At 66.3% G+C, this 20,084-nt stretch carries 18 protein-coding genes; 10 read left to right on the top strand and 8 right to left on the bottom strand.

The genetic code is table 11. The features are described from left to right. Window positions 1-34 precede the first annotated feature (34 nt). The 6 genes from ACQY4Y_RS23800 (at window position 35) to ligA (ending at window position 7,834) form a co-directional block, all read left to right on the top strand. Entirely contained in the window at window positions 35-730 is a 696-nt protein-coding gene (locus ACQY4Y_RS23800; protein ID WP_428493050.1) for an RraA family protein, read from the top strand. 168 nt (window positions 731-898) lie between these two features. Further along, window positions 899-1,849, top strand: coding sequence for a UDP-3-O-acyl-N-acetylglucosamine deacetylase (lpxC, locus tag ACQY4Y_RS23795; RefSeq protein WP_428493049.1), 951 nt, complete (start codon window positions 899-901; stop codon window positions 1,847-1,849). 68 nt (window positions 1,850-1,917) lie between these two features. Beyond that, the gene (locus tag ACQY4Y_RS23790) at window positions 1,918-2,802 is read left to right on the top strand and encodes an outer membrane protein assembly factor BamD (RefSeq protein WP_428493048.1); all 885 of its coding nucleotides are present in this window, start codon (window positions 1,918-1,920) and stop codon (window positions 2,800-2,802) included. A 33-nt stretch (window positions 2,803-2,835) separates the two neighbouring features. Continuing rightward, complete coding sequence (gene recN, locus ACQY4Y_RS23785; RefSeq protein WP_428493047.1) at window positions 2,836-4,542, top strand: DNA repair protein RecN; 1,707 nt, start codon at window positions 2,836-2,838, stop codon at window positions 4,540-4,542. A gap of 111 nt (window positions 4,543-4,653) precedes the next feature. Beyond that, window positions 4,654-5,709: a hypothetical protein gene (locus ACQY4Y_RS23780; RefSeq protein ID WP_428493046.1), complete on the top strand. Its 1,056-nt coding sequence runs from the start codon at window positions 4,654-4,656 to the stop codon at window positions 5,707-5,709. A 49-nt stretch (window positions 5,710-5,758) separates the two neighbouring features. Beyond that, window positions 5,759-7,834 (top strand): NAD-dependent DNA ligase LigA, encoded by a 2,076-nt coding sequence (ligA, locus tag ACQY4Y_RS23775; protein WP_428493045.1) that lies wholly within the window; start codon window positions 5,759-5,761, stop codon window positions 7,832-7,834. Window positions 7,835-7,931: 97 nt separating this feature from the next. Here ligA and ACQY4Y_RS23770 read toward each other — a convergent pair whose 3' ends face one another. The 3 genes from ACQY4Y_RS23770 to ACQY4Y_RS23760 form a co-directional block, all read right to left on the bottom strand. Beyond that, complete coding sequence (locus ACQY4Y_RS23770; RefSeq protein WP_428493044.1) at window positions 7,932-10,040, bottom strand: molybdopterin-containing oxidoreductase family protein; 2,109 nt, start codon at window positions 10,038-10,040, stop codon at window positions 7,932-7,934. A 68-nt stretch (window positions 10,041-10,108) separates the two neighbouring features. Then, window positions 10,109-10,489, bottom strand: coding sequence for a preprotein translocase subunit YajC (gene yajC, locus ACQY4Y_RS23765; protein WP_428493043.1), 381 nt, complete (start codon window positions 10,487-10,489; stop codon window positions 10,109-10,111). 57 nt (window positions 10,490-10,546) lie between these two features. Continuing rightward, window positions 10,547-10,846: a helix-turn-helix transcriptional regulator gene (locus ACQY4Y_RS23760; RefSeq protein ID WP_428493042.1), complete on the bottom strand. Its 300-nt coding sequence runs from the start codon at window positions 10,844-10,846 to the stop codon at window positions 10,547-10,549. 66 nt (window positions 10,847-10,912) lie between these two features. Here ACQY4Y_RS23760 and ACQY4Y_RS23755 point away from each other — a divergent pair, with 66 nt between their 5' ends. Together ACQY4Y_RS23755 and ACQY4Y_RS23750 are read left to right on the top strand one after the other, a co-directional pair. Continuing rightward, the gene (locus ACQY4Y_RS23755) at window positions 10,913-11,119 is read left to right on the top strand and encodes a hypothetical protein (RefSeq protein ID WP_428493041.1); all 207 of its coding nucleotides are present in this window, start codon (window positions 10,913-10,915) and stop codon (window positions 11,117-11,119) included. Between the two features lie 458 nt (window positions 11,120-11,577). Continuing rightward, the gene (locus ACQY4Y_RS23750; protein ID WP_428493040.1) at window positions 11,578-12,330 is read left to right on the top strand and encodes a creatininase family protein; all 753 of its coding nucleotides are present in this window, start codon (window positions 11,578-11,580) and stop codon (window positions 12,328-12,330) included. Between the two features lie 3 nt (window positions 12,331-12,333). On the opposite strand, the gene ccmB is transcribed toward ACQY4Y_RS23750, so the two are convergent. Continuing rightward, window positions 12,334-12,999, bottom strand: coding sequence for a heme exporter protein CcmB (ccmB, locus tag ACQY4Y_RS23745; RefSeq protein WP_428493039.1), 666 nt, complete (start codon window positions 12,997-12,999; stop codon window positions 12,334-12,336). Beyond that, window positions 12,999-13,652: a heme ABC exporter ATP-binding protein CcmA gene (gene ccmA / locus ACQY4Y_RS23740; RefSeq protein ID WP_428493038.1), complete on the bottom strand. Its 654-nt coding sequence runs from the start codon at window positions 13,650-13,652 to the stop codon at window positions 12,999-13,001. The genes ccmB and ccmA overlap by 1 nt, the downstream gene beginning before the upstream one ends. A 162-nt stretch (window positions 13,653-13,814) precedes the next feature. On the opposite strand from ccmA, the gene acnA reads away from it, so the two are divergent. Continuing rightward, window positions 13,815-16,508, top strand: coding sequence for an aconitate hydratase AcnA (gene acnA / locus ACQY4Y_RS23735; protein ID WP_428493037.1), 2,694 nt, complete (start codon window positions 13,815-13,817; stop codon window positions 16,506-16,508). Window positions 16,509-16,637: 129 nt separating this feature from the next. Here the strand turns inward: acnA and ACQY4Y_RS23730 are convergent, their stop codons facing one another. Beyond that, window positions 16,638-17,546, bottom strand: coding sequence for a LysR substrate-binding domain-containing protein (locus ACQY4Y_RS23730; RefSeq protein ID WP_428493036.1), 909 nt, complete (start codon window positions 17,544-17,546; stop codon window positions 16,638-16,640). 94 nt (window positions 17,547-17,640) lie between these two features. Here ACQY4Y_RS23730 and ACQY4Y_RS23725 point away from each other — a divergent pair, with 94 nt between their 5' ends. Beyond that, entirely contained in the window at window positions 17,641-18,531 is an 891-nt protein-coding gene (locus ACQY4Y_RS23725) for an aldo/keto reductase family oxidoreductase (protein ID WP_428493035.1), read from the top strand. 29 nt (window positions 18,532-18,560) lie between these two features. Here ACQY4Y_RS23725 and ccmE read toward each other — a convergent pair whose 3' ends face one another. Both ccmE and ACQY4Y_RS23715 read right to left on the bottom strand, forming a co-directional pair. Next, window positions 18,561-19,055: a cytochrome c maturation protein CcmE gene (gene ccmE / locus ACQY4Y_RS23720; protein WP_428493034.1), complete on the bottom strand. Its 495-nt coding sequence runs from the start codon at window positions 19,053-19,055 to the stop codon at window positions 18,561-18,563. A gap of 139 nt (window positions 19,056-19,194) precedes the next feature. Beyond that, entirely contained in the window at window positions 19,195-19,980 is a 786-nt protein-coding gene (locus ACQY4Y_RS23715) for a heme ABC transporter permease (protein ID WP_428493033.1), read from the bottom strand. Window positions 19,981-20,084 lie beyond the last annotated feature (104 nt).

Here is a 20,084-nt window from a genome sequence, read left to right as displayed (position 1 = left end):
TATCCCCTACCGCCCGCCACCGGAGGAACCAACCATGGCCGAACGACCCTTCAACCAGTCCGACCTCGACGTTCTGGCCCAATGGGACACCCCCACCATCTGCAACGGGCTCGAAATCGTGGTCCCGGACCGCCGCGCCATCGGTTTCACCACTGAACCCATGGTCTGCCTCGACCCAAAAGCCAAGCCGATCGTCGGCCTCGCCCGCGTCGGCATGATCCGCGCCACCGAACCGCCCCGCTCCAAGGTCACCGACCGCGCCGACTGGTATGACTACGTCGCCAGGGTCGACCTGCCCACCATCGCCGTGCTGCAGGACATCGACGGCCGCATCGGTTACGGCGCCTATTGGGGAGAAGTCCAGTCGACCATCCACAAAGCCCTCGGCTCGATCGGTTGCGTCACCAACGGCTCGTTCCGCGACCTCGAAATGTGGGCGCCCGGCTTCCAGATGATCGGCGGCCGCGTCGGCCCCAGCCATGCCCACGTCCACATGGTCGATTTCGCCAAGCCGGTGAACGTGTTTGGGATGCACGCCGCGCATGACGACGTCATCCATGCCGACTACCACGGCGCGGTGGTCATCCCCGCTGACGCGGTGCGCAAGCTGCCAGCAGCGATCGACCTGGTCTCGCGCCGCGAAGCGGTGATCCTCGACGTCTGCAAGGCACCCGGCTTCACCCCCGCCAAACTGCGCGAAGCACTCCGCAAATCGGGCGAAATCCACTAATCGCACCGTCTCGCCAAACCCCGTGTAACGCACTGCAACAAATGCAATAAATGCAACAACTTGGCGCGTAACACCGGGCAACAATCATTGACTCGGCGGGGACGCCGGAACCGGCTATCGGACATCATGACCCGTGCGAATCCGCCGGCGCCACCTAGGATGCTCGCGATGGACGGCCTGACCAGACTGCCAAACCCAAACCCCCCCGCCGCCTCTGGATGGCGGCAGCGCACCCTGAAGACCGCGATCGACTGCGTCGGCGTCGGCGTCCACTCCGGCCGCCGCGTCAACTTGGCCATCCACCCCGCCGCCGCCGGCCACGGCATCGTCTTCCGTCGCACCGATCTCGGACGTGACATCCCCGCCCACTTCGATAACGTCACCGACACCAGGCTTTGCACCGTGCTGGCCGACCCCGCCATGCCGTCCGCCCGCATCGGCACCGTCGAACATCTCATGGCCGCGCTGTCCGCGCTCGCCATCGATAACGCCCTGATTGAGCTCGACGGCCCCGAAATCCCCATCCTCGACGGTTCCGCCGCCCCCTTCGTCTTTCTGCTCGACTGCGCCGGGTCGGTGGCACTCGACACCCCGCGCCAGGTCATCGAAATCCGCCGCACCGTCCGCGTCTCCGCCGGTGAGGCCTGGGCTGAACTGCGCCCGCTGGTTCCGGCCGCGCGCGGCGCCGACCCGGTGCTGCAGATCGACCTGTCCATCGACTTCACCGCCCCGGCCATCGGTCGCCAGTCCGCCTCGCTGCGCCTGACTCCGGACAGCTTCCGCCACGACGTCGCCGCCGCCCGCACCTTTGCTCAAGCCCAAGAGGTCGATCAGCTCCACGCCGCCGGCCTCGCCCGCGGTGGTAGCCTCGACAACGCCATCGTTGTCGACGGTTCGGCCATCCTCAATCCGGGCGGCCTGCGCATGAACAACGAATTCGCTAGCCACAAGCTGGTCGACGCGGTCGGTGACCTCGCCCTGGCCGGGGGCACCCTGCACGGACGCTTCGTCGCCCATCGTCCCGGCCACGGGCTGAATAACCGCCTGCTGCGCGCCCTGTTCGCCGACCCCACCGCCTGGAACCCGGTTGAAACCGACCCGCTCGTCGCCGCCGCCTGACCGTCAGCGAACACCAAGCGGTCAAACTCGGTATTCTCGGATCGCGATCGCATGATATAACCCCCGCGATGCACTCGAGTCGCAAAATCCAGCCCAATCTCGCCCGCCCGTCGCCGCGTGCGCTTTTTCTCGCGATGACGGCGCTCGCCCCGCTGTTGTCCGGTTGCGGCTCGTCCAGCAAAGACACCGCCGACAAGCCGGCGCCGGTCCCCTCGGTCGAAACGCTCTACAACAACGGCGTGGACGCGCTAAACGCGCGCCGCTTCACCACCGCGGACGACCAGTTCGGCGCCGTGGAGCAGAACTACCCCTATTCCTCCTGGGCGGTGAACGCCCAGTTGATGTCAGGCTACTCGCTCTATCTGCAGAACCAGTATACCGGCGCCATTGGCACGCTCGACCGCTTTATCCAACTGCACCCCGCCCATCGCGACATCGCCTACGCCTACTATCTGCGGGCACTCTGCTATTACGAGCAGATCGCCGACATCGAACGCGACCAGAAGGGCACCGAACAGGCGATGGCCGCGCTGCGAGAGGTGGTCAACCGCTTCCCCGACACCAGCTACGCCACCGACGCCAAGCTGAAGATCGATCTCTGCGTCGACCACCTCGCCGGTAAGGAAATGGAAATCGGCCGCTTCTACCAGAAGCAGCATCTCTACGAAGCCGCCATCGGCCGCTTCCAGCGCGTGGTTGACGACTTCCAGACCACCAATCACGTCCCCGAGGCGCTCGCCCGGCTCACCGAGGTCTATCTCGCCCTCGGCCTCAAGGATCAGGCCCGCAAGACCGCCGCTGTGCTCGGCTACAACTACCCGGGAAGTGGGTGGTACAGCGACAGCTACGCCCAACTCGTCGATGATGGCGTCGCCCACCCCACCGGCCAGGCCGCGAACGAGAAGCCCGAACCACGCGGCTTCTTCTCCCGTGCTTGGCATGCGGTGTTCTGACCGCCGCTCGTCCCGTAATCGGAGCGGCGCACCATGCTGACCGCGTTGTCAATTCGCGACGTCGTCCTGATCGAACGGCTGGATCTGGCGTTCGGCCATGGACTGACCGTGCTGACCGGCGAGACCGGCGCCGGTAAGTCCATCCTGCTCGACAGTCTCGGCCTGGCACTCGGCGCGCGGGCCGAAGCCGGCCTGGTGCGCGCCAACGCCGAACAGGCCAGCGTCACCGCCTGCTTCGCCCCGCCCGACACCCATCCAGTTTCAACCGTGCTCGACGAACACGGCCTCGCCGGTGAGGATGAAATCGTGCTGCGCCGGATCGTGTCCCGCGACGGGCGCTCCCGCGCCTTCGTCAACGACCACCCAGTGGGCGTCGGCCTGCTGCGCCGGATCGGCACGATGCTGGTCGAAGTGCAAGGCCAGCACGAGCAGATGACCCTCGCCGACCCCGCCGGGCACGCCGCCCTGCTGGACGCGTTCGGCGTCCCACCCCCGCTGCGCGCCGCCGTGACCCGCTCATGGCTCGTCTGGCGCGATGCCATCGCCCGTCTCGAGCAAGCCCGCTCGGCGATCGCAGCCGCGGAACGCGATCAGGAATGGCTGCGCCACGCCGTCGATGAACTCGCCACCCTGGCGCCGCGCATCGACGAGGAAGAAACCCTGGCGCACGAACGCCAGCGGCTGCAACAAAGCGAACGCCGCGCCGAAGCGATCGCCGCGGCACTGGGCGAACTCACCCCGCGTGACCGCCGCACAGCCGGCCCGGCCGCCTCGCTGCGCGCGGCGTCGCGCGCGTTGCAGCGCCTGGCACCCGCCACCCAGCCCGAACCAGTCGAAAATCCCGCCGACCCCGCCATAGCCGCCCTCGAACGCGCCGAGGAAGCGCTGGCCGAAGCGGAAACCCTGCTCACCCGCCTGATCGCCGACGCCGATATCGATCCGCGTCGGTTGGAACAATCGGAAGAGCGCCTGTTCGCACTGCGCGCCGCCGCCCGCAAGCATGGCGTCGCGGTCGCCGATCTGCCCGCCCTGCTCGATACCCTCACCGCACGGCTCGCCGCGCTGGAAACCGGCGCGGCTGAAATCGCCGCGCTGCAGCAGGCGGCCGGGCAGGGCAGGGAGCACTACGCCGCCGCGGCCGCCGCCCTTTCGGCCGCCCGCAACGGCGCCTCGGGCAAGCTGCGCCAGGCTGTCGCCAGGGAACTGCCACCGCTGCGCCTCGACAAGGCCCGCTTCCTCGCCGAGGTTTCCGACTTGCCCGAAACCGGCTGGGGCGCCGGGGGCATCGATCAGGTCCGCTTCCTGATCGCCACCAACCCCGGCCAGTCGCCTGGACCGCTCGCCCGCGTCGCCTCGGGCGGCGAACTGTCGCGCCTGATGCTGGCAATGAAGGTCGTGCTGTCGGCCGGCTCGACCGTCCCCACCCTGGTATTCGACGAGGTGGACGCCGGAATCGGCGGCGCCACCGCCGCAGCGGTGGGTGACCGCCTGGCCCGGGTCGCCGAAGCGGTGCAGGTCCTGGTGGTGACCCACAGTCCTCAGGTGGCCGCGCGCGGAACCGCGCATCTGCGCGTCGCCAAGGCCGCCTCGCGCGACCGCACCGCTACCACGGTGGATGATCTGCCGCCCGCCGCCCGCCGCGAGGAAATCGCCCGCATGCTGGCCGGAGAAACCATCTCCGACGCCGCCCGCGCCGCCGCCGACGACCTGCTGCGCGGCCAAAAGCCCCTGCTGGTGTGAAGCGGACAGCAGCCCCCATCATGCCCGCGCGGCGCGGACCGACCTTGTTGCCAGGATCTCCAAGCCGTGGAAGATGAACGAGCTGATCGGCCTCAAGGAAGGGTACAAGACATGACCGCCGCCAGCCCGCAGCCCGTCATCCATTTCGTCGGCAGCATTCCGCTGCCCGATGCCGAGACGGTATTCCGTACCTTGTCCGCCACGGCCGGCCCGCGCCTGAAGCGGCTGCCCGATGGCGAGACCGGCATTCGCAAGACCTGGATCAAGTTTCTCCAGGACGAACTGGCGTCGAACCCGGCGATCGAGGTGGCGACCGATGTGCCGCCCTTCAAATTCGTCCAATGGGACGGCAAGGTCATACGCGAGATCCCACGCCTGCGCCTCAAGCCAAACGCCCGACTCGATCCACTCAGCTTTGCCACCCGCTACGCCGACATGGCGATCGAGTCGTGGCACATCTTCGATCGGTTGCAGCAGGAAGGTGTGATCCCAGCCGGCGTGAAGTTCCAGGTCTCGTTGCCCACGCCGATTGCGCCGACTTATAACAACATGCTGCCCTCGGACCGACCCGGCCTGTTACCCGCACTGACCCAGCATTTTATCGCCGAGGTCGGAAAAATCGCCACCGCGCTTCCACATGACCGGATCGCCCTGCAATGGGACGTCTGCCAAGAGGTCCTGGCCTGGGAAGGATATTACGAAAGCGGTCCGGTTGACGTCCGGGCCGAGACCATCGGGGTGTTGACGACCATCGGCGACGCCGTGCCAGCCACGATCGATCTAGGCTATCACCTCTGCTATGGCAGCCCGGCGGATGAGCACATGGTGCAGCCGAAAGATACCGCGATCATGGCCGAGATCATCGGCAACACGACTGCCGGCGTCAGCCGGCCGATCCAGTTCTTTCATTTGCCGGTGCCAAAACCGCGTACCGACGATGCCTACTACGTTCCACTTGAAACCCTGCGCCTTGACCCGCGGACAGACCTGTATCTGGGCCTCGTCCATTACGATGACGTCACCGGCAATGCCAGCCGCCTGGCAGCGGCTCGGCGACATGTTCGCGTTGACGGCATCGCAACCGAATGCGGCATGGCCCGCGGCGACCCAACCCGTCTGCCCGCGCTGCTCGCAGCGCACGCCACAACCGCGGGTTTGGCCGTCTAGACGGCGCCGGCTGCGAACACAAACCAAGCAGAGCCGCGCTTCATCCATAATGAAAGACCGTCAATCCCCGCCGCCAGCCGAAACGCTCACCGAACCCGAGGCCGCCGCGCAGCTCGAACTGCTGGCGCAACAGATCGCCCACCACGACGCCGCCTACCACACCCGCGACGCACCGGAAATCTCCGATGCCGACTACGACGCCCTGCGCCGCCGCAACGCCGCGATCGAAGCTCGCTTCCCAGCCCTGATCCGCCCCGATTCCCCATCTACTCGCATCGGCGGCGCACCCGAATCCGGTTTCGCCAAGCTCCGCCACCGCGTGCCCATGCTCTCGCTCGACAACGCCTTCGGCAACACCGAGTTCGCCGAATTCTGCGCCCGAGCCAAGCGCTTCCTCGGCCGCACCGAACCACTGACCTTCGTCGCCGAACCGAAGATCGATGGCCTGTCGATCAACCTCACCTTCCACGATGGAAATTTCGTCCGCGGCGCAACCCGCGGCGACGGCACCGAAGGCGAGGACGTCACCGCCAATCTCCGTACCATGAAATCCGTCCCCGAAACGCTGCACGGCGACGCCCCCGAACTGATCGAAATCCGCGGCGAGGTGTTCATGACCAAAGCAGACTTCCTCGCCCTCAACCAGGCGCAGGCCGAGACCGGCGCCAAGGTCTTCGCCAACCCACGCAACGCCGCCGCCGGCAGCCTCCGCCAACTCGATGTCAAGATCACCGCCGGCCGGCCGTTGTCGCTGTTCGCCTACGCCCAGGGTGAAAGCAGCGAACCGGTCGCCGCGACCCACTGGGAATACCTTCAGCGACTCGAAACCTGGGGCTTCGACGTCAACCCGCTGTCCCGCCGCCTCGGCAGCGAAACCGATGCTGAACAGTTCCAAAATGACATCGCACTGCGCCGATCCGGCCTCGGCTACGACATCGACGGCGTCGTCTACAAGATCGACGACTTGGCCTTGCAGCGCCGGCTTGGCTTCGTCGGCCGCGCCCCGCGCTGGGCGATCGCCTGGAAGTTCCCCGCCGAACAGGCGATGACCGTGCTGCGGGACATCCGCATCCAGGTCGGCCGCACCGGCGCCCTGACCCCGGTCGCCGAACTCGAACCCATCAACGTCGGCGGAGTCCTCGTCGCTCGGGCAACGCTACATAACGAAGACGAAATTGTCCGCAAGGATATCCGCATCGGCGACACCGTGGTGCTGCAGCGCGCCGGCGACGTTATCCCGCAGATCGTCTCGGTGCTGACTGATCGCCGCCCCGATAAAACCAGGCCCTACGCCTTCCCCGAACTCTGCCCCGCCTGCGGCAGCAACGCCGCCCGCCCCCCCGGTGAGGTCATCCGCCGCTGCACCGCTGGCCTGATCTGCCCGGCCCAGCGCGTCGAACGCCTGATCCACTTCGTCTCCCGCCCCGCCTTCGACATTGATGGTCTCGGCGACAAAACCATCCAGGAATTCTACAACGAGGGCTGGCTGCACGGCCCGGCCGATCTGTTTCGCTTGCCTGACCGCGAGGCCGAAATCGCCAGCCGCGAGGGCTGGGGCAAACTGTCGGCCCGCAAACTGTCCCGCGCCATCCGTGCCCGCCGGACCATCCCGCTGGAGCGTTTCATCTACGCCCTCGGCATCCGCCGCATCGGTTCCACCAACGCCCGATTGCTGGCCCGCCACTACGCCAGTTTCGCCAATTGGCGCACCCAGATGCTGGCAGCGACCACAATCGGGTCCGACGAACGGCTGCAACTCGGCAGCATCACCGGCATCGGCCCCTCGATCGCCGAGGAACTCACCGACTTCTTCGCCGAAGCCCGCAATATCGCCGCCCTCGATGAACTCGCCGCCGAACTCACCATCGAGGACGCCGCTCAGGCGGCCGGAACCGACAGTCCGATCGCCGGAAAAACCGTGGTCTTCACCGGGACCTTGCAAACCATGACGCGCCCCGAGGCGAAGGCCACGGCGGAATCCCTCGGCGCCAAGGTAACCGATTCGGTATCAAAAAAAACCGACATCGTCGTCGTCGGTGCCGACGCCGGATCGAAGGCGCGCAAGGCAAACGAACTCGGTGTCCGCACGATCACCGAGGCCGACTGGCGCGAACTGGTCGGGTAGAGCGTGATCGCGCTGAGCGGAACGTTCACAGCGCGTGAATTTTCGGCATGCTCAGTCGGGCCGAAAATCTTAACAGCCGCGCCTAGCCCGCTCTACCCTACGCCGCACGCACCCGGCACGGGATCGCGCCGGTATCCACCGAACCGCTTGCCGGATCCATGACGCCCTCATACGACAGCGCGGCGTTGACGTTGATATCCAGCACGCCGAACTCCGGACCGGGCGCCTCCGGCCGCCACCAGCCAATCCCGGTCGTAATGACCCCAGGCTGGGTTCGCTCGCTCACATGAACCTTCAGCCGGCACGTGCCGTTGCCGCCGGCCGCCTCCAGCAAGGCCCACTCGCCATCCCGCAGCCCATGATCGGCGGCCGTCAAGGGATGTATGTGCATCAGCGGATCGGGCGACACCTTCCGCGCCCACGCCTGGTCGCGGAACCGCGAGTGATGATAGGTCTTCTCACGCTGCCCGGTCTGCAGCAACAGTTCCGCATCCGCCCCCGCGGCCGGAGCAACGTAGTCCGGCAGCGGATCCAACCCGACCGCAGCCAGCGTCTGCGAATACAGCTCAACGCGACCACTCGGCGTACGAAACGGTTCCTTGACGAAATCGCCCATCGTGTATGGAAACATCGCATACCCATCGCGCCGCAGCGCCTCCAACGACAAACCGGAATCACCGACAAGGAAAGCGTTGAAATCCTGTTTGGTGCGCCAAGGCAACAACTCCGCCGTCACCGCGCCGCGCGCCCGCATCCGGTCCAGCAACCCGACTGCGATCGTCAAATCGCACCGCGCTTCACCCTGTGGTGCGACCGCAGCGGCGGTGTAGGTGATGCCCGGACCACCCTGGTTGAGCGCGACCTCTTCCTCTTCCAACGTCGTGGTCTTCGGCAGCACGATATCGGCCAGCGCCGCCGTCGGCGTCATCGAATGCGCGGCCACACAGAGGAAGTCCAAGGACCGCAGAGCCGCCAGCGTCCGCCGCGTATCGGGATACATCACCGCGATGTTCACCCCGCTCACATAGGCGCCACGCACGGGATACGGATCGCCGGTCAGCATCGCCTGCAGCGCGCTGCTGTTATGGCAGGCGGTCTGCCAACCCCTCGGCCCGGCCCACAGCGGAAACCGCTCTGCACCGATGGTCTGCCGCTCGACCGTCTCCGGCAGCCGAAACCTGGCATCGTGCAGCAGATCCAGATAGGTCAGGAACCCACGAGGTCGTTTCGATCGGCGGTTGCCGCCGACGCGATCCACATTGCCGCCGATCGCCACCAGGCAGTGGAAGGCGCGAAACGTCTGCACCCCGTTGCTGGCCGCGTCGATCCCGTGCCCGCTGACAAAACACGCAGGCCCATCAGCGTAAAACCGCGCCGCCTGGATGATCTGCTGGGCCGGCACACCGCTCAGCGACGCGGCACGCTCCGGAGGATAAGCGGCCGTGCGTTCCGCCAGCGCATCGAAGCCGTGACACCACCTCTCGACGAACCCGCTGTCGTACAGTCGCTCAGCGATCATCACCTGGATCATCGCCAGCGCGATCGCCGCGTCCGTCCCGGGCCGCGGCGCCAGCCACAGATCCGCCAACTCCGCCGCCGGCGTGCGGAACGGATCGATCACCACGAGCTTCGCCCCGCGCTGCCTGGCCCGCTTGATCGCCTGCCACTGCACCGGATCGGCCGCCACCGGATTGCGCCCCACCAACAGCATCGTCGCGGCATGCGCGATGTCATCGCCATTGGTGATGCCAAGCCCGGTCGCCCTGTCGCTGACCGCCCGACATCCGCCGCACAGATCCTGGTTGATCATCCAGTTGGGCGACCCCAGCGATCTCAGCAGCAGCGCAACGATCGCGCCGCGGCTGAACGCGGCCCCGCTGACCGCCCCGATCAGCGACCGCGCACCATGCCGTGCGCGGATCGCCGCCATGCGGTCCGCCATCTCGTCCAACGCGGCGTCCCAGGAGATCCGTTGCCACTGCCCCGATCCCCGCTCGCCGACCCGCCGCATCGGATGCAGCAGACGATCGGCATGGTAGGTCCATTCCGGCAGGCCGCGCATTCCCTTCACGCAGAACGCGCCCTTCGAAATCGGATGCTCCGGATTTGGCGTGATCTTGCCGACCCGCCCCGCGTCATTCACCGTAATCAATGACCCGCAGTAGGCTGAACACTCCCAGCAGGTGCTGGCGACCACGCGGTCCATTTCCGTCTCCAGGCAGAACAAGTTAACACCCGATCAGGTCGACGCCACCGGCAAACCGGGCAAGCAATCTAGCGCCGACCCTTGGCTGGTGCGCTGCCATCAGCCGGCTTGATCACACTCGATATCGTCTCCCGCAGCACCGTAACCCGAAGGTTGGAGGCGATCTCCACCTCGATCTCGTTGGACGGGATCTGCTTGCCGTCCTTGTCCTGCACCATTGGCACCCGCTGCACCGTGCCAAGTATGCCGCCCCCGGTGACAACCTTGTCGCCATGCTTCAGCGCCGCCACCATGCCTCGCATTTCCTTCTGCTTCTGCTGTTGCGGACGGATCAGCAGAAAATAGAACACCGCGAAAATCAGGACCAAAGGAGCGAACTGGGTCACTCCCGACAACACTCCGGAGGCGTCCTGGGCATACGCCGGAGAGATGATCGTAAACGGGTTCACTGGTGGGAAGATCCCTGCGATGCAAGAGCCCGGACCATAGTTGCCGGCTTGATCGCGTCAAGCGGCCAGCCGAGTGCCAATTCGACCGCCGCTCCGATAGGCGCGCGGCGTCATCCCGATGACCCGGCGAAACCGTCGGTTGAACGTCGAAAGATCGGCAAACCCAGCATCCAGCGCAACCTCGAGCACCGGCCGCCTCGACCGGCGCAACGCCACCGCTGCGTTCTGCAGACGGGTCCGCAGAACGAACTGGTGCGGCGTCATGCCGACGACGCGGCGGAACGTGCGCAGGAAGTGATACGGCGTCATCGCCACGTCGTGGCGCTTCAGCCACTCGGCTACACCTGCCTGGCGCACGGCCCGGGCTCGCTTGGTTATGGCCGTTCGGATATAGCCCTGTGGATCAGCGAGGCAGACCGCCCAGTGCCGCCCGACGAAGGAAACGGGCTGCATCTCTGTTTCGCCGCCCCGACGCGCGACAGCGTCGACGCCTTCCACGCCGCCGCGCTCCGCTCCGGCGGCAAGGATAACGGACCGCCAGGACCGCGCCTCGATTACGCACCCGGCTACTACGCCGCCTTCGTCATCGATCCGAACGGCTACCGCATCGAGGCCCATCACGACGGCTGATTGCCGCCCAACTACCGTGGCGCGCCCACCCAAGCGCCCTCCGAGGCGCGCCGCGGCTCAGCCCCAGGCAGCGCAAGCTCAAGTTGCGCAATCACCGACCGCGCCTCTGCCGCGCACTCATCGCATACCACATCGCTCGGCGGCCACGACCGAGTGATCGTCCGCCCGCAAGCGCAAACACTCTGATAAGGCGCTGTCATGCAGCCAATATGTTCTTATTATGTTCTCATAGCAAGCCTCGTAAAGTGCGCAAGCCTCATACACAAGCCTCATCCACACGAGGCCATATCCGGCAAACCATCCGAAACGCCGATCCGCCCAACTTCACACCGCACCGCCGATCTGCGACACCTACCTGACAGCATCACGCAACCGCCGCGATCAAGCTGCCCGCGTCCCGTCGGCGAAGCCTCCGTCGCGGATCGCGGATCAAGACCTACCACAGGAGTTCAAACCCCATGCTGCTGCAGCACCAGACCTGGCAGGAAGTGGAAACCTACCTCACCCAGTCCAAGGGCATCATCCTGCCGATCGGGTCGACAGAGCAGCACGGCCCGAACGGCCTGATCGGCACCGATGCGATCTGCGCCGAGGTCATCGCCCGCGCCGTCGGCGACGCCGCCCACGCCATGGTCGGCCCGACCATCGGCGTCGGCATCGCCGTGCACCACATGGGCTTCGCCGGCTCGATGACGGTGAAGCCCTCCACCCTCATCGCCATCATCCACGACTACGTATTGTCGCTCGCCCGGCACGGCTTCCGCCGCTTCCTGTTCATCAACGGCCACGGCGGCAACATCGCCACCGTCCAGGCCGCGTTCTCCGAAATCTACGCCGAGTTTGAAGGCGCCTTCGGCCACGCCGCAACCGACGAACTGCGCTGCCGCCTGACCAACTGGTGGGACGGCAAGGCCATGCACGAACTGGCAAAGGAGATCTTCGGCGATGACGAAGGCAGTCACGCCACCGCCAGCGAGGTCGCGCTCACCCAATACGCCCTGCCCGAGACCATCAAGCAGGCGATGCTCGACCCCGCCCGCGCCCCCTCCGGCCGGTTCCACGGCCCGGCCGATTACCGCCGCCGCTTCCCCGACGGCCGGATCGGCTCCAACCCCGGCCTCGCCACGCCGGAGAAAGGCCAGCGTTTCTTCGAGACATCGGTTCCCGAACTGGTGAAAACCTACACCGGCTTCATCGGCGAGAACGCCTGATACTCACTCCACCGCCGCGCGCAGGGCGGCACCGGCCGCCAGCGGGCACAGCGGCAGCGCGGCCGACAGCATCGCCCCCAGCAGCAGCAGATGCGGCCGCGGTGAAAGCCCGTTAGCCGCTGCATCGGCGGCCGCGGCGCCGAAGATCAGCACCGGCGTAATCAGCGGCAGCACCAGCAACGGCAGCAAAACCCCGCCCCGGCGAGCCCCCAGCACGATCGACGCGCCGGTGGTGCCGAATAGCGACATCAGCACGCTGCCCAGCAGCAGCCCCTCCAGCAGCGCCGGAATGCCGTCCGGCGGCATCCGCAGCATCACCGCCACCGGACCCGCCGCCAGCAACAGCGGCAGCCCGGTGACCAGCCAGTGCGACGCTGCCTTGGCCGCCGCGACCGCCGCCGCCGGCAGCCCCGACAGCAGCAACAGATCCAGCGAACCGTCTTCCAGGTCGGCGCCAAACAGCCGATCCAGCGGCAGCAGCGCGGCCAACAGGGCGCAGACCCAGACGATGCCCGGGGCAATGCGGCCCAGCGTGTCCGGCGACGGCCCGATCGCCAGCGGAAATAGCGAGGCGGTGACCAGGAAGAACAACAGCGACGCCAGGGTGTCGGCACCATGGCGCAGCGAAAGCCGCAGGTCGCGTGACAGCACCGCCCAAAACATGCGCATCAGCCCAGCCGCAACTCAGCCGCGCCAGGCAGCGGCAGCGGCACATGGGTCGCCGCCACGACGACGCCGCCACCCGCTCGATGGGCCGCCAACAGGCCGCCCAAACGCTCGATCGCGGCGCGGTCCAGGCCCAGCGACGGCTCGTCCAGCAGCCACAGCGGGGCCCCCGACAACAGCAGCCGCGACAGCGCCAGCCGGCGCTTCTGCCCGGCCGACAGCATGCGCGCCGGCAGCTCGGCCAGCGTCTGCAGCCCGAGGGCGGACAACGCCGCGCCGATCGAACGACCGGACACCGACGCGCTGAAACGCAAGTTCTCGGCAACCGTCAAACCCGGCTTCACGGCATCCTGATGGCCGACATAGACGACCCGGCGGCCATGTTCGGCAAGATCGGCGAAGGCATCGGCCCCGTCCCACACCAGCCTTCCCGCCGCCGGCCGGATCAGGCCAGCCAACAGCCGCAACAGCGTGGACTTGCCCGACCCGTTCGGCCCGGTCAGCACCAGCGCACCCCCGGCCGGCACGCTGAAGGAAAAATTGCTGAACACCAGCCGCTCCCCGCGGAACACCGCGACGTCTTTTGCGCTCAGCACATCGATCCCCCGCACCCCGGCCCAGTGGATGATCAGATGGATGATCAGATGGACGATCACCGGCCAGTGTGGTTAAAGCCCGGCCACCGGCCGGTGTGGTTAAAGCCCGGCGTCGTGAATATTTCATCCGCGGCGTGTTCTCCACCCCCCAAGGGGCCGTCCCCACGGGGCCGTCACGCCGCCTCAACGGAAGGCACCCCGCGAACCGGGGCGACACGGGCGATGACCGCAATTGGGCACGATACCCTGAAAACCCGCCGCACGCTGACCGTCGAGGGCAAGGCGTACGAGTATTTCTCGCTGCCCGAGGCGGCCAAGACGCTGGGCGACATCTCGCGTTTGCCGGTCAGCCTGAAGGTGCTGCTGGAAAACGTGCTGCGGTTCGAGGATGGGCGTAGCTACAAAGTGGATGACGCCCGCGCCGTGGCGGGCTGGCTCGAAAAAGCCTCGTCGTCGCGCGAAGTGCCGTTCAAGCCGGCGCGCATCCTGATGCAGGACTTCACCGGCGTGCCGGCGGTGGTCGATCTGGCGGCGATGCGCGACGGCATCACCCGCCTCGGCGGCAACCCGGCCAAGGTCAACCCGCTGGTCCCGGTCGACCTGGTGATCGACCACTCGGTGATGGTGGATGTGTTCGCCCGCCCCGACGCGCTGCAAAAGAACGTCGATATCGAATTCGATCGCAACGGCGAGCGCTACAAATTCCTGCGCTGGGGCCAGGACGCGTTCGACAATTTCCGCGTCGTGCCGCCCGGCACCGGCATCTGCCACCAGGTCAACCTGGAATACCTCGGCCAATGCGTATGGACCTCGACCAACGCCGGCACCACCTTCGCCTACCCCGACACGCTGTACGGCACCGACAGCCACACCACCATGGTCAACGGGCTCGGCATCCTGGGCTGGGGGGTCGGCGGCATCGAGGCCGAGGCCGCCATGCTCGGTCAGCCGATCGCCATGCTGATTCCCGACGTGATCGGCTTCCGCCTCACCGGCAAGCTGCCCGAGGGCGCTACCGCCACCGATCTGGTATTGACCGTAACGCAAACCCTGCGGCGCAAGGGCGTGGTCGCCAAGTTCGTCGAGTTCTTCGGCCCCGGGCTGAACGACCTGGGACTGCCCGACCGCGCCACCATCGGCAACATGGCACCCGAATACGGCGCCACCTGCGGCTTCTTCCCGGTCGACAAGGTGGCGCTCGACTATCTGCGCCTATCTGGCCGCGACACCCACCGCATCGCCCTGGTCGAGGCCTATCTGAAGGCCCAGGGCATGTTCCGTGAACCAAACAGCCCCGACCCGGTGTTCACCGACACCCTGGAACTCGACCTCTCCACCGTGCAGCCGTCGATGGCCGGCCCGAAGCGGCCGCAGGACCGAGTGCTGCTAAACGATGTGTCCACCTCGTTCAAGGCCGACCTGACCAAGGGTCTCGGGGTGCCGGCGAACGAGGCCGCAACCGCGGTCAAGGTCGAGGGCAAGAACTATGACCTGACCCACGGCGACGTGGTGATCGCGGCGATCACCTCCTGCACCAACACCTCCAACCCCTCGGTGCTGGTCGCGGCCGGGCTGGTCGCGCGCAAGGCGCACGCCAAGGGACTGAAGCCGAAGCCCTGGGTGAAGACCTCGCTGGCGCCGGGCTCCCAGGTGGTGACCGAGTACCTCGACAAGTCGGGCCTCACCGCCGACCTCGATGCGATCGGGTTCGAGACCGTCGGCTACGGCTGCACCACCTGCATCGGTAACTCGGGACCGCTGGATGACGCGATCGTCGATGCGATCGAGGACAACCGCCTGGTCGGCGCCGCAGTGATCTCCGGCAACCGCAATTTCGAGGGCCGGGTGCACGCCAACGTGCGCGCCAACTACCTGGCCTCGCCGCCGCTGGTGGTGGCCTACGCGCTGCTCGGAAAGGTGACCGTGGACATCACCACCGACCCGCTAGGCACCGGCAGCGACGGACAACCGGTGTATCTGAAGGATGTCTGGCCGACCAACAAGGAGATCGCCGACGTGATCGCCGCCAGCCTGTCGCGCGACCAATTCCTGAAGCGCTACGGGGAGGTATTCAAGGGCCCCAAGCAGTGGCAGGCGATCCAGGTCGAGGGCGACAGCGCCACCTACCGCTGGTCGGACGGATCGACCTACGTGAAGAACCCGCCCTATTTCGAAGGCATCACCATGGAACCGGCACCGGTCGGCGACATCACCGGCGCCCGCGTCCTGGCCGAACTCGGCGACAGCATCACCACCGACCACATCAGCCCGGCCGGATCAATTCGGAAAACCTCACCAGCGGGAGACTACCTGCTGGAGCGCCAGGTCACCCAGGCCAACTTCAACAGCTACGGCGCCCGCCGCGGCAACCACGAGATCATGATGCGCGGCACCTTCGCCAACATCCGTATCCGCAACGAAATGCTGAAGGACGTGGAAGGCGGCATGACCCGCCACCTCCCGTCGGGCGACGAAATGCCGATCTACGATGCCGCGATGCGCTACAAGAAGGAAGGCGTGCCGCTGGTGATCTTCGGCGGCAAGGAGTACGGCACGGGCTCGTCACGCGACTGGGCGGCGAAGGGCACCATGCTGCTGGGCGTGAAGGCGGTGGTGGTCGAAAGCTTCGAGCGCATCCACCGCTCCAACCTGGTCGGCATGGGGGTCCTGCCGCTGGTGTTCAAGGACGGCACCGACCGCAAGTCATTGCGGATCGAGGGCGACGAACTGATCGACATCACCGGCCTCGAAACGATCACTCCACGGATGGAGTTGTCATTGGTAATCCACCGCGCCAATGGCAAAGTCGATACGGTACCGGTCATCTGCCGGATCGATACGGTGGACGAGGTCGCCTACTTCCAGCACGGCGGCATCTTGCAGTACGTGCTGCGCGGCATGGCCAAGGCGGCCTGATCCCGGCGCTTTCTGGGGATGGAAAATCCCCGGGCGGCTTGATATCCCTGGCACTCCGGTCCGTCAAACGGCCCGCTGCCGCGAAGCTTCAGGGCATTGGTCGACGGCACCCGCAGGACACCGCTGGCATCAACGCAGCGATCCGCCGTTGCGGATGAAATCCACAAACGCGCGCAGCGGCGCGGGAAGATGGCGGCGACCCGGATAGTACAAAAACGGACCCGGGAATTCCTGCCACCAAGGTCGCAGAACCGGCTCCAGGCTGCCGTTGTCGAAATACGGGCGCAGCCAGTCCTCGAACAACTGGATGATGCCGGTGCCATCCACCGCCGCCTGCACCGCAAGGTCGGTTGCCGCGCCAACCCGCACGATCAGCGGACCGCTCGGGTCCACCCGGACGATCTCGCCATCGCGCTCGAACTCCCAAACCGTCATCGCCCCGCTGGCGAACCGGCCGCGCAGGCAGGCGTGATCCAGCAACTCACGCGGATGCCTTGGGCGTCCGCGCCGGTCCAGGTAGGCCGACGACGCCGCGGTCGCGAAGCGCTGCACGCGGGGGCCGATCGGCACCGCGATCATGTCCTGCTCTAGCCGCTCGTCATAGCGGATGCCGGCATCGCAGCCCGCCGCCAGCACATCGACAAAGCCCTCCTCGGCGACGATATCGAGCGTTATGTCGGGATACGCGCTCAGAAAACCCGGCACGATCGCCGGCAAGACCAGCCGCGTCGCCGCCACCGGCACGTTCAGTCGCAGCGTGCCGGCCGGCCGGTCACGAAAGCTGTTCACCACGTCCAGCGCCGCTTCGACCTCGTCCAATGCCGGCCCGAGCCGCTCCAGCAGGCGTAAGCCCACCTCGGTCGGCGCAACGCTGCGCGTGGTGCGGTTCAGCAGCCTGACGCCGAACCCGGCTTCGAGCCGGCGTATCGCCTCACTCAGGCTGGAGGCGCTGCGGCCACTGCTGCGCGCGCCGTTGCGAAAACCGCCATTGCGGGCAACCGCGAGGAACGCGTTCAGGTCGCCAAGATCCGCCGCCATTGTCCGCCGCTCCGAACAGCCTGTGCCGATTGACCTCTGTTATCGCGCAGGCGCGGCCTGTCTACATCTGCGATGCAATCGAAGGAGAACACCGATGACCGATATCAGCAAAGCCGGAACCTTCAAGCTCGGCGACCACGTCGTAAAACGCGTGGGCTACGGCGCGATGCAGTTGGCCGGCCCCGGCGTGTTCGGACCGCCGAAGGATCGCGACGGCGCGCTCGCGGTGCTGCGCGAGGCCGTCGCCAGCGGCGTCGATCACATCGATACCAGCGACTTCTACGGCCCGCACGTCACCAATCAACTCATCCGCGAGGCGCTGCACCCCTACCCGGACGGCCTGGTCCTGGTGACCAAGATCGGCGCCCGGCGCGGCGAGGACGCGTCGTGGAATCCAGCCTTTTCGCCCGAGGACCTGAAGCAGGCGGTGCAGGACAACCTCCGCAATCTGGGCCTCGACGCGCTTGATGTCGTCAATCTGCGCATCATGTTCGACCGCCGCGGTCCGGCCGAAGGCTCGATCGAGGCGCCGCTGACCAAGCTCGCCGAGCTTCAGCGCCAGGGCCTGGTGCGCCGCATCGGCCTAAGCAACGTAACCGCCCGACAGATCGCCGAAGCCCGCGCCATCGCCGATATCGTCTGCGTGCAAAACGAGTACAACCTGGCCCATCGCCACGACGACGCGCTGATCGACCAACTCGCCGCCGCCGGCATCGCTTACGTGCCGTTCTTCCCGCTCGGTGGCTTCACCCCGCTGCAGTCCGACGCTCTGTCTGGCGTCGCCGCCAAACTTGGCGTCACCCCGATGCAGGTGGCCCTGGCCTGGCTGTTGCGCCGCTCGCCGAACATCCTGCTGATCCCAGGTACCTCCTCGGTTGCCCACCTGCGCGAGAACCTGGCGGCGGCCGACCTTGAACTGCCGCCGTACGCCATGGCCGAGCTCGAAACAATCGCGGCCGCTCGTTCATCCGGTGCCGAAAAATAGTTATACCCCGCTGCCCTTCACGGCCCGCCTCACCCTGGCGGCTTCTCCGCCAGCTGGCTCCAGGTGGAGGCGGGCGGCGGCGGTCCAGCGGCCGGATTCCACCGGCCTGACTTCTTCAGCGCGTCCGCCACGCTCTTGGGCATGTAATTCTCGTCATGCTTGGCCAAAACCTCCGAAGCACGAAACACGCCACTCGGCTGTTCGACCCCGAGCACCACCACCCCCTGACCTTCGCGGAACAGGTCCGGAAGAATACCCTTGAAGACAACCGGAACACTGCTGCTGCCGTCGGTAACCCTGAACCGCACCAGCGTCCCGCCGTCCGCCGACTTCCGCACAGTCCCCTGCTCGACAAGGCCACCCAGCCGCAGCGAATGCCCAACTTTCTCGGACTTCGCCAGATCGGATGGAGAAACAAAGAACACCAAATTGTCGCTGAAAGCCGACAATATCAACGCCGATGTGCCCGCCAGCCCTACGCCGCAGACCAGGAACGTCAGCAGCCGACGCTTCTTGCGAGTCACGGATAACTCCGATCCCGGGTTGCACCGATCGCTTCAAGCCGCCGGCGATCCGACCGGACACGGAACGCGACTTGGACCAGAAAGAACACCACGACGCCGATCGCGATGGCGTAGGCGGCGGCAATATAGTCAAAATGCGTCAGGACAGACTCTCCTCGCCCATCGATGAAACCTGGGCGTTCAGCAGCGACCGGATACGCCGTTCCATGATCGCCGCCCGTGTCCGGGCAACGACAATCCCCGAAAACAACAGCGTGAAACCAAGCGCCGAAAAGAACAGCGGCCACAACATGCTGGAAGCGATCGTCGGAGCCCCGAACAAACCGATCGAGGCAGGCTGGTGCAGCGTATTCCACCAATCGACGCTGAACTTGATGATTGGGAGATTTATCACACCGATCAGGGCCAAAATCGATCCGGCACGATAGCCGCGCGCTGGATCGTCAAACGCCCGTACCAGCGCGATATGACCGAGATAGAGCAAGAACAGGATGAATACCGAGGTCAGGCGCGCATCCCATACCCACCACGCGCCCCATTCCGGCTTGCCCCAGAGACTGCCGGTTGCCAGGCACACCGCCGTGAATCCGGCCCCCACGGGACCGATTTCCACCGCCGCAAGGTCGGCCAACGGATGGCGCCAAACGAGCGAGGCGAGACTGCACATCGCCAGACAAAAGTAACCCGCGGAAGCCAACCAGGCGAATGGCACGTGCACGTACATGATGCGGACCATGTCGCCCTGCTGCCAGTCATCCGGCGCGAAAAACGCGCCCCAGACGATTCCCACAACCGTCAGTAAACCGCCGGACCACAGCAGCCACGGCAGAATCTTGCCCGACAAGCGCAGGAACTGCGTGGGATTCGCGAAATGACGCCGAGTCCTCTTTGATCGCGTCGATACGGCGGCTGTTCGAGCGTCCACAAAAATCCCTTACCGGATTGATCCTTATAGGGAAACACTGTGCGCAAAAGCTGCGGTGTGTTAAAAGCTCCAGACGCTGACGTCAACTGGCGTTCCAGCTTTTG

It is taken from the genome of Rhodopila sp., assembly GCF_965277165.1.
GTDB lineage: Bacteria > Pseudomonadota > Alphaproteobacteria > Acetobacterales > Acetobacteraceae > Rhodopila.
This window is presented reverse-complemented; position numbering and strand designations above follow the sequence as displayed.